12 protein-coding genes are annotated in these 12,749 nt (G+C 70.7%); all 12 read right to left on the bottom strand.

What is annotated here, in order from left to right:
• Nucleotides 1-3: 3 nt before the first annotated feature.
• On the bottom strand, nucleotides 4-2,652 hold the full coding sequence (locus LIU39_RS14130; protein WP_372463865.1) for a RelA/SpoT family protein: 2,649 nt from the start codon (nucleotides 2,650-2,652) through the stop codon (nucleotides 4-6).
• Between the two features lie 203 nt (nucleotides 2,653-2,855).
• Nucleotides 2,856-3,404 carry an adenine phosphoribosyltransferase gene (locus tag LIU39_RS14135; protein ID WP_227047046.1) on the bottom strand — a complete coding sequence of 183 codons (549 nt, stop codon included), beginning with the start codon at nucleotides 3,402-3,404 and terminating at the stop codon, nucleotides 2,856-2,858.
• Nucleotides 3,401-4,543, bottom strand: a complete 1,143-nt coding sequence (gene secF / locus LIU39_RS14140) for a protein translocase subunit SecF (RefSeq protein ID WP_227047047.1) — start codon at nucleotides 4,541-4,543, stop codon at nucleotides 3,401-3,403. Before secF ends, LIU39_RS14135 begins: the two co-directional genes overlap by 4 nt.
• 1 nt (nucleotide 4,544) lies before the next feature.
• Nucleotides 4,545-6,320 carry a protein translocase subunit SecD gene (gene secD, locus LIU39_RS14145; RefSeq protein WP_227047048.1) on the bottom strand — a complete coding sequence of 592 codons (1,776 nt, stop codon included), beginning with the start codon at nucleotides 6,318-6,320 and terminating at the stop codon, nucleotides 4,545-4,547.
• A gap of 151 nt (nucleotides 6,321-6,471) precedes the next feature.
• A complete protein-coding gene (yajC, locus tag LIU39_RS14150; protein WP_227047049.1) occupies nucleotides 6,472-6,972 on the bottom strand; it encodes a preprotein translocase subunit YajC in 501 nt (166 codons plus the stop codon).
• Between the two features lie 163 nt (nucleotides 6,973-7,135).
• A complete protein-coding gene (ruvB, locus tag LIU39_RS14155) occupies nucleotides 7,136-8,221 on the bottom strand; it encodes a Holliday junction branch migration DNA helicase RuvB (RefSeq protein ID WP_227047050.1) in 1,086 nt (361 codons plus the stop codon).
• A 124-nt stretch (nucleotides 8,222-8,345) separates the two neighbouring features.
• Nucleotides 8,346-8,966 carry a Holliday junction branch migration protein RuvA gene (gene ruvA, locus LIU39_RS14160; protein WP_227047051.1) on the bottom strand — a complete coding sequence of 207 codons (621 nt, stop codon included), beginning with the start codon at nucleotides 8,964-8,966 and terminating at the stop codon, nucleotides 8,346-8,348.
• The gene (ruvC, locus tag LIU39_RS14165; RefSeq protein ID WP_227047052.1) at nucleotides 8,963-9,538 is read right to left on the bottom strand and encodes a crossover junction endodeoxyribonuclease RuvC; all 576 of its coding nucleotides are present in this window, start codon (nucleotides 9,536-9,538) and stop codon (nucleotides 8,963-8,965) included. The genes ruvA and ruvC overlap by 4 nt, the downstream gene beginning before the upstream one ends.
• A gap of 158 nt (nucleotides 9,539-9,696) precedes the next feature.
• On the bottom strand, nucleotides 9,697-10,449 hold the full coding sequence (locus LIU39_RS14170) for a YebC/PmpR family DNA-binding transcriptional regulator (protein ID WP_227047053.1): 753 nt from the start codon (nucleotides 10,447-10,449) through the stop codon (nucleotides 9,697-9,699).
• A gap of 117 nt (nucleotides 10,450-10,566) precedes the next feature.
• Nucleotides 10,567-11,154: a pyridoxal 5'-phosphate synthase glutaminase subunit PdxT gene (pdxT, locus tag LIU39_RS14175; RefSeq protein WP_227047054.1), complete on the bottom strand. Its 588-nt coding sequence runs from the start codon at nucleotides 11,152-11,154 to the stop codon at nucleotides 10,567-10,569.
• A gap of 8 nt (nucleotides 11,155-11,162) precedes the next feature.
• Complete coding sequence (gene pdxS / locus LIU39_RS14180; protein ID WP_227047055.1) at nucleotides 11,163-12,074, bottom strand: pyridoxal 5'-phosphate synthase lyase subunit PdxS; 912 nt, start codon at nucleotides 12,072-12,074, stop codon at nucleotides 11,163-11,165.
• A 108-nt stretch (nucleotides 12,075-12,182) separates the two neighbouring features.
• Nucleotides 12,183-12,728 carry a LemA family protein gene (locus LIU39_RS14185; protein ID WP_227047056.1) on the bottom strand — a complete coding sequence of 182 codons (546 nt, stop codon included), beginning with the start codon at nucleotides 12,726-12,728 and terminating at the stop codon, nucleotides 12,183-12,185.
• Between the last annotated feature and the right edge of the window lie 21 nt (nucleotides 12,729-12,749).

The following is a 12,749-nucleotide window of genomic DNA, read 5'->3' on the forward strand; positions in this document are numbered from 1 at the left end:
GGCCTATGGCCTGCGCGCCGACGTCACGCGGTAGACGTCGTACACGCCCTCCACGCCCCGTACCGCCTTGAGGACATGGCCGAGGTGCTTGGGGTCGCCCATCTCGAACGTGAAGCGCGAGGTGGCGACCCGGTCGCGGGAGGTCTGGACGGCCGCGGACAGGATGTTGACGTGCTGGTCGGACAGGACGCGGGTGACGTCCGACAGCAGCCGCGAGCGGTCCAGCGCCTCGACCTGGATGGCGACCAGGAAGACCGAGGACTGGGTGGGCGCCCACTCGACCTCCAGGATCCGCTCCGGCTGCTTGGACAGCGAGTCGACGTTGACGCAGTCGGCACGGTGCACCGAGACGCCGCTGCCGCGGGTGACGAAGCCGATGATCGGGTCGCCCGGCACCGGGGTGCAGCAGCGGGCCAGCTTGACCCAGACGTCGTCGACGCCCTTGACGACCACACCGGGGTCGGCGCTGGAGCGGCGCTTGGAGCGTCGGATCGGGGTGGACTCGGCGATGTCCTCGGTGGCCTCGTCCTGTCCGCCGAGCGCCTGCACCAGCTTCTGGACGACGCCCTGGGCCGCGACATGGCCCTCACCGATCGCGGCGTACAGCGAGGAGATGTCGGGGTAGCGCATCTCGTGCGCGAGGGTGACCAGGGAGTCGCCGGTGAGGATCCGCTGGATCGGCAGGTTCTGCTTGCGCATGGCGCGCGCGATGGCGTCCTTGCCCTGCTCGATCGCTTCGTCGCGGCGCTCCTTGGAGAACCAGGCGCGGATCTTGTTGCGGGCGCGCGGGGACTTGACGAAGCCCAGCCAGTCGCGGGACGGTCCGGCCCCGGGCGCCTTGGAGGTGAAGACCTCCACCAAGTCGCCGTTGTCCAGGGTCGATTCGAGCGGCACGAGCCGACCGTTGACCCGCGCTCCTATCGTGCGGTGGCCGACCTCGGTGTGCACCGCGTACGCGAAGTCGACGGGGGTGGCGCCGGCCGGCAGCGCTATGACGTCGCCCTTCGGCGTGAAGACGAAGACTTCGTTGCGGGAGAGGTCGAAGCGCAGCGATTCGAGGAACTCGCCCGGGTCCTCGGTCTCCTTCTGCCAGTCCAGGAGCTGCCGCAGCCAGGCCATGTCGTTGACGGTGTCCTGGCCCGCGCCCTTGCCCGCGCCCTTGGGGATGTCGGTACGCACCTTGGAGGCGCCGGCGACGGCCTCCTGCTTGTACTTCCAGTGCGCGGCGATGCCGTATTCGGCACGGCGGTGCATGTCGAAGGTGCGGATCTGGAGCTCGACGGGCTTGCCGGCCGGCCCGATGACCGTCGTGTGCAGCGACTGGTACATGTTGAACTTCGGCATCGCGATGTAGTCCTTGAACCGGCCGGGTACCGGATTCCATCGCGCGTGGACGGTGCCGAGCGCCGCGTAACAGTCACGGACGGTGTCGACGAGGACGCGGATGCCCACCAGGTCGTAGATCTCCGCGAAGTCACGGCCGCGGACGATCATTTTCTGGTAAACGCTGTAGTAGTGCTTGGGCCGTCCGGTGACGGTGGCCTTGATGCGGGCGGAGCGCAGGTCGGCCTGGACCTCGTCGGTCACTATGGCCAGATACTCGTCCCGCTTGGGCGCCCGCTCGGCGACCAGCCGCACGATCTCGTCGTACATCTTGGGGTAGAGGATCGCGAAGGCGAGGTCCTCCAGCTCCCACTTGATGGTGTTCATGCCCAGCCGGTGAGCCAGGGGCGCGTAGATCTCAAGCGTCTCGCGGGCCTTCTTCTCCTGCTTCTCCCGCTTGAGGTAACGCATGGTGCGCATGTTGTGCAGCCGGTCGGCGAGCTTGATGACCAGGACGCGCGGGTCCTTGGCCATCGCGACGACCATCTTGCGGACCGTCTCGGCCTGCGCGGCCTCGCCGAACTTGACCCGGTCGAGCTTGGTGACGCCGTCGACGAGCAGCGCCACCTGGTCGCCGAAGTCACGGCGCAGGGTGTCCAGGCCGTACTCGGTGTCCTCGACGGTGTCGTGCAGCAGGCCCGCCATGAGCGTGGCCGGATCCATGCCCAGCTCGGCGAGGATCGTCGTCACGGCGAGCGGGTGGGTGATGTACGGGTCGCCGCTCTTGCGCTTCTGGCCGCGGTGCCAGCGCTCGGCGACCTGGTAGGCCCGCTCGACCTGGCGCAGCGTCGCCGCCTCGATCTTGGGGTCGTTGCTGCGGACGACCCGCAGCAGCGGCTCCAGGACCGGGTTGTACGGACTGGAGCGCTGTACGCCCAGTCGGGCGAGGCGGGCGCGTACGCGGTTGGAGGATCCGGTACGGCCGGGCGGGGCGGGCGGCACCGGCTTGGACACGGATGTCGGGTTCGTGGTCGGGCGGTCGGCCCGGCCTGCGGGCGGCGTGGCCTGCGGCCGGGCGGCCGGCTCGGGCCCTGGGCCCGGCTTCGGCGCCGGGTCCTGCTGCTGCTCCGGCTCCGCGGGAGCGGTGGCGGGCCCCGGCTTCGGTGCCGGGTCCGTACCCGGCCCGGCCTCGGGAGGACCTGCGGTGCCGGACGGCGTGGCACTGCCGTCGGACGCGCCCGGCTGCTCGGGCTGCGGCGCGTCCGCGGGAGCCGCGTCCTGCGGCTTCTGCTCGTCCGGACGCGTGGCGGGGGATCCCGCCGGACGCACTCCGGGGGAGAGCGGCTGGGCCTCGTCTGGCAAGAGCACTCCTCAAGCGATTCCGGACCACAAGACCACGATCGGGTCGGGGTGCCATCGTATCGACCTCACCGCCCGGCCTCTCCTGCGGCCACGGGGTCCGTACATGACACAGCGCCGGGGCCCCCCGGAAACCGGGGGGCCCCCGGCGCCGCTGTGGTGCAGGGACCGGCTCAGACCGTGATCAGGGCCTCCAGCGGGGCGCCCTTCAGGCCGGGCTCCACCCGCTGCCTTCCGTCCAGGAAGCCCAGCTCCATCAGGACGGCCAGGCCCGCGACGTCGGCGCCCGCGCGGCGGATGAGCTGCAGCGAGGCGTCGGCGGTGCCGCCGGTGGCCAGCACGTCGTCGATCACCAGCACCCGGTCCCCCGGGGCCAGTGCGTCGGCGTGGATCTCGATCTCGGCCGTGCCGTATTCGAGGTCGTACGTCTGCCCCAGCGTCGCGCCGGGCAGCTTTCCGGCCTTGCGGACCGGGACGAAACCGATGCCGGCCCGGACCGCCACCGGAGCGGCGAGGATGAATCCGCGCGCCTCCAGGCCGACGACCTTGTCCGCGCGGTGGCGGACGCAGAGGTCGACGAAGGCGTCGGTCAGCGCGCCGAACGCGGTGGCGTCCGCCAGCAGCGGGGTGATGTCCTTGAACATCACGCCGGGCTTGGGATAGTCCGGCACGTCCGTGATCTTGCTCAGCAGCAGCTCGTGCAGCGGGGCGGAGGCGCTCATCGGCGCTTGCCCGACGGCCGGCCGCGCCCGCGGTTGCGGGCGGCGGGCTGGTTGCGCTGGCCGCCGACACCACTCGCCGCGGCAGCGGCATCCTCGTCGGCCGCGTCCTGACCGCCCTCGCCCGCCGACGAGCCGCCCGGCGACTCCTCCGGGCTCGCGTCCTTGGCCGCGGCCGCAGCGCGCTTCGCCTTGACCCGCTTGGCCAGCGCCTTCATCTGCGGCTCGCTGTTCTTCAGGTCGGCGACCAGCGGGGTCGCGATGAAGATCGACGAGTACGCGCCGGCGGCGAGGCCGACGAACAGGGCCAGCGAGATGTCGTTGAGCATGCCCGCGCCCAGCACGCCACCGCCGACGAACAGCAGGCCGGCGACCGGCAGCAGCGCGACGACCGTGGTGTTGATGGACCGCACCAGCGTGCCGTTGATGCTGCGGTTGGCGACCTCGCTGTACGTGAAGCGGGTCTGCTTGGTGATGTCCTTGGAGGCTTCCTTGAGGCTGTCGAAGACGACGACCGTGTCGTACAAGGAGTAACCGAGGATGGTCAGCAGACCGATGACGGTGCCCGGCGTGACCTCGAAGCCGACCAGCGCATAGACGCCGACCGTGATCGTGAGGTCGTGGATCAGCGCGATCAGCGCGGCGAGCGCCATCCGCCACTCGAAGGCGATGGCCAGATAGATCACCACGAGGACCATGAAGATCCCCAGGCCCAACCACGCCTTGTTGGCGATCTCCTCACCCCAACTCGGGCCGACGAGCTGGGTGTTGATGTCCTTCACCGGGACCTTCAGGTCCTGGGCGAGCTTCTCCTGGACCGGCACGGCCTGCTTGGTGTCCAGGCCGCTGATCTGGATGCGCATGGCGCCGCCGCCGAGCTTCTGCACCACGGCCTGGTGGCCGCCGGATGCCGACTCGGCCTTGTGCTGCACCTCGGAGGAGGAGACGGAGGTCTTCGGGGTGGTCAGGACCGCGCCACCGGAGAACTCGATGCCCATGTTCAGGCCGCGCACCGCCAGGCCGACGAGGGCCGTGATGGTGATGAGGATCGAGATGCCGTACCAGATCTTCCGCTTGCCGATGAAGTCGTAGCCGACCTCACCGCGGTAGAGCCTGGCGCCGAGGTTTCCGAGCTTGGACATCTCACGCCTCCTTCGTCTGGGTGGGGGCGCTGCCGCGGCGGCGGCGCAGCGGTGGCCTGGCTCCCAGACGCTGCGGGTCCAGGCCGGACCAGGAGTGGCCGTCGGAGAAGAACTTGCGCCGGGCCAGCAGCGTCATCAGCGGCTTGGTGAAGAAGAAGACCACGACGACGTCGAGGACGGTGGTCAGGCCGAGCGTGAACGCGAAGCCCTGGACCTTGCCGACGGTGACGATGAACAGCACCGCGGCGGCCAGGAACGACACGAAGTCGGAGACCAGGATCGTACGGCGGGCGCGCGGCCAGCCGCGTTCGACGGACGGGCGCAGGGTGCGGCCTTCGCGGATCTCGTCACGGATGCGTTCGAAGTAGACGATGAACGAGTCCGCGGTGATACCGATCGCCACGATGGCGCCGCAGACCGCTGGAAGGTTCAGCGCGAATCCGATGGCGGGACCGAGCAAGGTCATGATCGCGTAGGTCAGGACCGCCGAGACGCAGAGGCTCGCCAGCGCGACGAGCGCCAGGCCGCGGTAGTACGCGACGAGGTAGATCACGACCAGGGCAAGGCCGATGGCACCGGCGATCAGACCGGCGTGCAGCTGCTCGCCGCCGAGCGCCGCGGTGACCGTAGTTTCGTCGACGATCTTGAAGGAGAGCGGCAGGGCGCCGTACGACAGCATGTTGCCCAGGTCCTCGGCGGACTGCTGGGTGAAACCGCCGGAGATGGTGGCGTTGCCGCCGTTGAGCCGCTGGCTCACCCGCGGGTCGGAGACGACGGCGCCGTCCAGGACGATCGCGAACTGGTTCTGCGGCTGCGCCTTGGCGGCGAGGTCACCGGTGATGTCGGCGAACTTCTTGCCACCGTTGGCGGTGAAGTCCATCTGGACGATCCAGCCCTGGCCCGACTGGCTGTCGAAGATCGCCTTGGCGTCCTTGACGTCGGTGCCCTCGACACCGACCGGGCCGAGCACGTACTTCTGCGTGCCGTCGTCCTTGCAGGCCACGACCGGGTCGGACGGCTTGGTGGCGGCCGCCTTCTCACCGGCGTTCGCGCGGTCCTGCTTGGTGGAGCAGTCCAGGGCGGCGAGCTGCTTCTGCAGGGCGGCCGGGATGTCCGCGGCACCGGGGGCCGGCGGGGTCGCGGGCGGCGTGGCCGGGGTGGAGCCGGTCGGCTTGGGCGTCTCGGACGGGGCCTTCTTCAGGGCGTCCGTCACGGCGCGGCCCTGCGTCGTGGAGCTCGCGGACGGCGACGGTGTGCCGTCGGCGTGCTGCTTGCCGTCCGCGGCCTTGTCGCCCTTGCCCGCCTTCGCGTCCTTGCCGTTCTGGGCGCCCTTCGAGGGGCTCTCCGAGGGCGAGGGGGTCTTGGCGCCCGCCGTGGTGGTCAGCACCGGGCGGAAGGCGAGCTGGGCGGTGGTACCGACCTGCTGGCGGGACTGCTTCGCGTCCGTCCCCTTGGGGATGTTCACGATGATGTGGTTCTTGCCCTGGGTCTGGACCTCGGACTCGGTCACGCCCAGACCGTTGACACGCCGCTCCATGATGCCCGCGGCGGTCTTCATGTTGGTCTCGTTGATCGCGTTGGGCTTGCCCGGCTGGTTCTGGGCCTGGAGCGTGAAGCTGGTACCACCCGCCAGATCGATGCCCAATCGGGGCGTCAGAGTGCCGGAGTAGAACATTCCTCCGACCAGCGCCACCATGGCGATCAGGATGAGAACCAGGGTGCGCCCCGGCTTCCCCTGGCCCGTGGGCGCCCTGCGGCCCTTCTTCGGTGCTGCCACCTTCTCGTATCTCCCTGTCCAACCACTCGGCTTCGGGTGTCTGCCGAGCGGCCACGAAGTGTTGTGGGGACGTGCCCCTGCCGGAGCCTAGACCGTCCCGGAACCGCGGTGCACCGCCCAGGAGGCGCTCCGCGGTTCCGTCCGGGCAGGACTACTTCGCGTCGGCGCCGCCGGACTTCTTCTCCTCGGCGGGCGCGCCCTTGTCGGCGTTGGCGGCCGGGGCCTCGTCGGCAGCGGGCTCGTCGGCAGCGGCGGCCGGGGCCTCGTCCTTGCCCAGGTCGATCTTGTCCGCCTTCTCACTCTTTTCGGTGGCGTCGGCAGCGGCGTCACCGGTCAGCGAGGAGGCGTCGTCGGGCACGACCGTGCCGTCGGCGCCGTCGATGATGCGGTTGTACTCCTCGTCGGGGAGGACCGCGCCGATGGAGTTCTTGGCGTAGATGGCGTGCACGCCGGGGGCGACCTCAAGGAGAACCGACTCCTCGTGGATCTCCTTGACGGTGGCGTACATGCCCCCGATCGTCCGGACGCCGGTGCCGGGCTGCATCTCATTGCGCATCTGCGCGGCCGCCTGCTGCTTCTTCTTGGCGGACCGGGTCATCAGGAACATGGCCCCGATGAGGACGATGAAGGGGAGGAGAGTCACGGGATTCACGGGACGGAAATTCCTTCGCACGACCGCTGGTCGGCGGCCTGATATTCGGGGGTGGGTATGCCGAACCATACGGACGGCATCGGCGGAGTCTAAGTCAGTCCGCACCAGTGGAACAACGCCCAGCATCGCACCGCAGTTCCTGACCCTGCGAGTCTCCGCGCCGTCACGCCCTGAACAGGCCCTGCTGCCCGCTTCCACCCGATTGCGGCTGTGGTGGTACGAGCCCGAGATGCGCCCAGGCCGCGGGGGTCGCGATCCGGCCACGGGGCGTACGCGCCAGGAGTCCTTCGCGGACCAGAAACGGTTCGGCGACCTCCTCGACGGTCTCCCGCTCCTCCCCCACCGCGACGGCGAGGGTGGAGAGTCCCACCGGGCCGCCGCCGAACAGCTTCAGCAGCGCGGTGAGCACCGCGCGGTCGAGGCGGTCCAGGCCCCGGGCGTCGACCTCGTAGACGTCCAGGGCCCGGGACGCGGTGCCGCGGGAGATCACGCCGTCGGCCTTGACCTGGGCGTAGTCGCGGACCCTGCGCAGCAGGCGGTTGGCGATGCGCGGGGTACCGCGGGAGCGGCCGGCGATCTCCGCGGCGCCGCCGGAGTCGATCTCGACGTCCAGCAGGCCGGCCGAGCGGTGGATGACGCGCTCCAGCTCCGGCGGGGCGTAGAACTCCATGTGGCCGGTGAAGCCGAAGCGGTCGCGCAGCGGGGGTGGCAGCAGGCCGGCCCTGGTGGTGGCGCCGACCAGGGTGAAGGGCGGGAGTTCGAGGGGGATGGCGGTGGCGCCAGGACCCTTGCCGACGATGACGTCGACGCGGAAGTCCTCCATGGCCATGTAGAGCATTTCCTCGGCCGGGCGGGACATCCGGTGGATCTCGTCGAGGAAGAGCACCTCGCCCTCCTGGAGGGAGGAGAGGATCGCGGCGAGGTCGCCCGCGTGCTGGATGGCGGGGCCCGAGGTGATGCGGATCGGGGCGCCCATCTCGGCGGCGATGATCATCGACAGGGTGGTCTTGCCGAGGCCGGGGGCCCCGGAGAGCAGGACGTGGTCGGCGGTGGCGCCGCGGGCGCGGGCGGCGCGCAGCACCAGGTCGAGCTGTTCGCGCACCCGCTCCTGGCCGACGAATTCTTCGAGGTCCTTGGGGCGCAGGGCCGCTTCGACCGCGGTGTCCTCGCCGTCGGCGTCGGCCCCGACCAGCCGGTCGGTGCCGTCGGCCTCGTCTGCGGTGGACGGTGCGGTGTCGTCCCAGTTCACTGCGGATTGCCTCGCGGGGTCGGGGCGGCCTGGCCGCCTGCGTGGTCGTACGGTCGGGAGCCCGCGGGCGGCGGGACGGCGCGCGGCCGTGCCGATCGGGCCGGATCTCGCCGGGGGAAGCGGCTCATCGTGCGCGGTTCAGGGTCTGCAGCGCCGCCTTGAGCAGCTGCGGGATCTGCGGCTTGCCGCCCTCGGCGACGGCGGCGTCGGCCTGCGGGGTGACGGCGGCGACCGCTTCGTCCGCCTCGCGGGTGGCGTACCCGAGGCCGATCAGGGCGGCGTGCAGCTGGTCGCTCCAGCCGGCGGTGACGGGGCTGCCGATGCCGGCGCGGGCGATGCCGAGCGGTGCACCGAGCCGGTCCTTCAGCTCCAGCAGCAGCTTCTGGGCGCCCTTCTTGCCGATGCCGGGCACGGCGGTGAGGCTCTTCTCGTCGCCGGTGGAGACGGCCAGGCGCAGGGCGTCCGGGGAGTGCACCGCGAGCATGGCCTGGGCCAGCCGCGGGCCGACGCCGCTGGCGGTCTGCAGGAGTTCGAAGGTGTTCCGCTCGTCGTCGTCGGCGAAGCCGTAGAGGGTGAGCGATTCCTCGCGGACGACGAGAGAGGTGGCGAGCTTGGCCGGCCGGCCGATGCGCAGCCCGGAAAGGGTGTCCGGCGTGCACTGGACGGCCATGCCGATGCCGCCGACCTCGATGACGGCGGTGTCCGGTGCGAGGGCCGCGACCGGGCCGGAGACGAAGGCGATCATCGGGTGGTGCCCTTCTGGGGAGCCGCCCGGCGGATACCGGGGGCGCGGACGGGAGCGGCACGGCGGGCCGCGGCCTGCGCCTGCTGGAGGCGGTTGACCGCGGGCGCGCGCCATATGTGGCAGATGGCCAGCGCCAGGGCGTCGGCCGCGTCGGCCGGTTTGGGCGGTGCGTCGAGCCGCAGCAGGCGGGTCACCATGGCGCCGACCTGCTCCTTGCCCGCCCGGCCCGAGCCCGTCACGGCGGCCTTGACCTCGCTGGGGGTGTGCAGCGCCACCGGCAGTCCGCGGCGGGCCGCACACAGCATGGCGACCGCGCTGGCCTGGGCGGTGCCCATGACCGTACGGACGTTGTGCTGGCTGAACACCCGCTCCACAGCGACGCATTCGGGGCGGTGTTCGTCGAGCCAGGCGTCGATGCCGCGCTCGATGAGGACCAGGCGCTGGGCGATGTCGGCGTCCGCCGGGGTGCGGACGACACCGACGCCGGCCATCGTCAGCGGCCGGCCGGCCACGCCGTCCACCACGCCGACGCCGCAGCGGGTCAGCCCCGGGTCCACGCCCAGTACGCGCACGATGCCCCTCTCCGTGATCAACCGGCAGTCTGTTCGTGCAGGCTATCGGCTGCCACTGACATTGCGGCGCGGGCGGGGCGCCCCACCGGCCGGATCAGGCGAAACGGCCCGCCGGTTCGCACCGGCGGGCCGCTGTCGTCGTGCGGGGCGGACGCCCGTCAGGCGTCGACCTTGGCCATCGTCTCGTCCGAGACGTCGAAGTTGGCGAAGACGTTCTGCACGTCGTCGCTGTCCTCCAGCGCATCGATCAGCTTGAAGATCTTGCGCGCGCCCTCTTCCTCCAGTTCGACCTGCATGGTCGGGACGAAGCTGGCGTCGGCCGAGTCGTAGTCGATGCCGGCTTCCTGGAGCGCGGTGCGGACCACGACCAGGTCGGTGGCCTCGCTGAGCACCTCGAAGGTGTCACCGAGGTCGTTGACCTCCTCGGCACCGGCGTCCAGGACGGCGGTGAGCACGTCGTCCTCGGACAGCTCGCCCTTGGGGACGATGATGACGCCCTTGCGGTTGAACAGGTAGGACACCGAGCCCGGGTCGGCCATCGAGCCGCCGTTGCGGGTCATCGCGACGCGGACGTCCGATGCGGCGCGGTTGCGGTTGTCGGTGAGGCACTCGATGAGCACCGCGACACCGTTGGGGCCGTACCCCTCGTACATGATGGTTTCGTAGTCGGCGCCGCCCGCTTCAAGACCCGCACCGCGCTTGAGCGCGGAGTCGATGTTCTTGTTGGGCACCGAGCTCTTCTTGGCCTTCTGGATGGCGTCGAAGAGGGTCGGGTTGCCCTCGGGGTCGGCGCCGCCGGTGCGGGCCGCAACCTCGATGTTCTTGATCAGCTTCGCGAAGAGCTTGCCGCGCTTGGCATCGATCACGGCCTTCTTGTGCTTCGTCGTAGCCCATTTAGAGTGGCCGGACATCCGCCTGTCTCCTTCGCGTAACCAATTGAGAAACGAACGCCTGAGATCCTACCGGGAATGGCTCGGGCCGCCGTACGTACCGCCGGTCCCTCGCCCGCGGACGCCCAGGTACGCGCGTTATGCGGCCTTCACCATAGCGACAAAGAACGCGTGCACCCGGTGGTCGCCGGTCAGCTCCGGGTGGAAAGACGTGGCGAGGACGTTACCTTGCCGGACGGCCACCGTGTGCCCGCCGTACGTCGCCAGTACGTCTGCCGCGGCGCCGACCGACTCCACCCAGGGCGCCCGGATGAAGACGCCCTGCACCGGGCCGCCCGGGATGCCGGCCATCTCGATGGCGGCCTCGAAGGACTCGTTCTGCCGTCCGAAGGCGTTCCGGCGCACGATCATGTCGACGCCGCCGAGCGTCTCCTGGTCCTCGCGGGCGTCCAGCAGCTTGTCCGCGACCATGATCATGCCGGCGCAGGTGCCGTAGACCGGCTTGCCGGCCCGTACGAACGCGCGCAGCGGCTCCAGCATCCCGAAGCTGACCGCGAGCTTGGACATGGTGGTGGACTCGCCGCCGGGGACGACCAGGCCGTCGAGCCCGGCCAGCTCCTCGGGACGGCGTACCGGCCTGGCCAGGGCGTCCGCATCGGCGAGCGCCACGAGGTGCTCACGGACGTCGCCCTGGAGGGCCAGCACGCCGATGGTGGGGGTGCTCATCTCCTGCCTTACCAGCCGCGGTTGGCGTAGCGCTCGGACTCGGGGAGGGTGTCGCAGTTGATGCCGACCATGGCCTCGCCGAGGTTGCGGGAGACGTCCGCGATGACCTTCGGGTCGTCGTAGAAGGTGGTGGCCTTCACGATCGCGGCAGCACGCTTGGCCGGGTCGCCCGACTTGAAGATGCCGGAGCCGACGAAGACGCCCTCGGCGCCGAGCTGGCGCATCAGGGCCGCGTCGGCCGGGGTCGCCACGCCGCCGGCGGAGAACAGCACGACCGGCAGCTTGCCCAGCTCGGCGACCTCCTTGACCAGCTCGTACGGGGCGCGCAGCTCCTTGGCCGCGGCGAACAGCTCGTTGTTGTCGTAGCCGCGCAGCCGGGCGATCTCGCCCTTGATCTGCCGCATGTGGCGGACCGCCTCGACGACGTTGCCGGTGCCGGCCTCGCCCTTGGAGCGGATCATGGCCGCGCCCTCGGCGATCCGGCGCAGCGCCTCGCCCAGGTTGGTGGCACCGCACACGAAGGGGGTGGTGAAGGCCCACTTGTCGGAGTGGTTGACCTCGTCGGCCGGGGTGAGGACCTCGGACTCGTCGATGTAGTCGACGCCGAGCGACTGGAGCACCTGGGCCTCGACGATGTGGCCGATGCGGGACTTGGCCATGACCGGGATGGAGACCGCGTTGATGATGCCGTCGATCATGTCGGGGTCGGACATCCGGGCCACGCCGCCGTCCTTGCGGATGTCGGCGGGCACCCGCTCCAGGGCCATGACGGCGACCGCGCCGGCGTCCTCGGCGATCTTCGCCTCTTCCGGCGTGACGACGTCCATGATCACGCCGCCCTTGAGCTGCTCGGCCATGCCGCGCTTGACGCGTGCGGTTCCGGTCTCGGGGTGCTGGGGCGTGGTGGGCGTGCTGGACACTGTTGACCTCACTCAGTGCGGGTGTGTGGGCTTCTCCACCCACACAACCGTTTGTGAGGGGCCCGCGGAAAGGGCCAATTAGCGGCCGGTGGCTCGTCGCTCCCCAAGTCAGGAGCCTGCGGGCCGGTCGCCGATGGCGGCCGGTGGCTCGTCGTCCATCTCGAAGGCGAGCGGGAACGGGGCGTGCCCGGCGAGCCGGAAGTAGCGGACGACCCGGTGGCGGCGGACGGCGCGGGCGGCCCGTACGGCGTCGTTGTGGAAGCGGCGCGCCATGGGGACGCGGCGGATCGCGGCGGTGAGTTCGGTGAGCGTCTGCGCGCCGCCCGGTGCCTCGCGGACCGCCGCCAGCTGCGCCTCCTCACCGAGGGTGGCGCGCAATGCCTGGGTCAGCTCGCTCTCGGCGACCTCACGGTGGTCCTCCTCGGCCTGCCGGGCCTCGTGTGCCGCCTGGTAGAGGACGATCGAGGCCGCGGGGTCGAGGACGCCCGATGTGCCGATCTCCTGGGCGACCGAAGCGCGCCGCAGCAGTTGCGCGTCGAGCGCCGCCCTGGCCGCGTCGATGCGGGCGTGCAGGCGGTCGAGGCGGCCGGCCGTCCAGCTCAGGTAGATGCCGACGAGGACGACGACGGCCGCGATCCAGATGAAAGTGGTCACGCCGGGTCACGTTACCGGGCC

Source organism: Streptomyces pinistramenti (genome assembly GCF_020564935.1).
GTDB classification, from domain to species: Bacteria; Actinomycetota; Actinomycetes; order Streptomycetales; family Streptomycetaceae; genus Streptomyces; species Streptomyces pinistramenti.

Coding starts and splice junctions, on each gene's coding strand:
- LIU39_RS14135 (WP_227047046.1), bottom strand. CDS start 3,404: ATGAGCGCCTCCGCCCCGCTGCACGAGCTGCTGCTGAGCAAGATCACG.
- LIU39_RS14170 (WP_227047053.1), bottom strand. CDS start 10,449: ATGTCCGGCCACTCTAAATGGGCTACGACGAAGCACAAGAAGGCCGTG.
- ruvA (WP_227047051.1), bottom strand. CDS start 8,966: ATGATCGCCTTCGTCTCCGGCCCGGTCGCGGCCCTCGCACCGGACACC.
- pdxT (WP_227047054.1), bottom strand. CDS start 11,154: ATGAGCACCCCCACCATCGGCGTGCTGGCCCTCCAGGGCGACGTCCGT.
- secF (WP_227047047.1), bottom strand. CDS start 4,543: ATGTCCAAGCTCGGAAACCTCGGCGCCAGGCTCTACCGCGGTGAGGTC.